Source organism: Ruminiclostridium hungatei, from assembly GCF_002051585.1.
GTDB lineage: Bacteria > Bacillota > Clostridia > Acetivibrionales > DSM-1351 > Ruminiclostridium > Ruminiclostridium hungatei.
On sequence record NZ_MZGX01000075.1, the window covers coordinates 1 to 1,073 of the forward strand.

Annotated in this window: 1 pseudogene; it reads left to right on the plus strand. The window is 51.9% G+C overall.

What is annotated here, in order from left to right:
- Positions 1–54: 54 nt before the first annotated feature.
- A pseudogene (locus CLHUN_RS21600) lies at positions 55–1,073 on the plus strand (hypothetical protein); the annotation flags it as partial.

Here is a 1,073-nt window from a genome sequence, read left to right on the forward strand (position 1 = left end):
TGACCGACGGAAGGGGAAAGCTTACACCGCTATGCCTATACGGCCCTCGGAGGCTTGAAGAGTGTTACAAATGCAGAGAACAAGGCTCAGACCTACAGGTATGACCTGGAAGGAAACCTGGCCTTAATAACCGACAAAAACGGAAACAATACGGTATATACCTATGACAGCACCGGAAACCTGCTGGAAAGAAGGGTACAGGAAACCGGGGACAGCATAGGCTATACCTACGACGAAGCAGGGAACCGCACCTCCATGACGGATGAGAGCGGCACGAGCACTTACAGCTATGACAAAAACGGCAGGCTCCTTGAGATAAGGAAGGGAGCGGCTGTACATTTGAGCTATGAGTACGACCGGGCAGGAAATATATCCAAAGTGACAGATTTAAAGGGCAGAGCCGTCAGCTACACCTATGATAGGTCCAACAGGCTGTCCACCGTGGTTTCAGAAGAAAAGACCACCGCCTACGCCTATGACGAAAACGGCAGAAGAACCGGCGTAGAATATGAGGGAGGAGTCACAGAGACCTACTCCTATGACAGGGACAACCAGTTGGTAAGGCTTGTGAACAAAAAGCCCAACGGGGCAGTGCTGTCAGAATACAGCTACACCTACGACCTGGCAGGAAGGCAGACCGCCAAAACAGACAGCTTCGGCACCACGGAATATACCTATGACAAGGCGGGAAGGATGCTCAGGGTTTCCGCACCTGGAAAACTGACGGTATATGCCTACGACAGTGCCGGAAACAGAGTGTCCCAGAACGAAACCTATACCTCCCTCCAGCCAAGCGGCTATGTTGACGGGGGAACGGGAAAAGACATACAATGTATATTGAAGAAAAGCGACTATGCATATTCTTCCGCAAACCTTCTTCTGAGGCTCACGGAAAGGCTGCTGGACTCAGAGGGCAGGGAGCTGGCACGAAAGCTGACCAAATATGTATATGACGACAACGGAAACCAGCTCAGGCAAAGTGTGAGTCATATACTGCCAGACAGCACGAAGCTGCGCCCGTCCACCAAAGGCACGGCCTACGGTGACGACCTGGAAGGTGAGATAGACAGCCT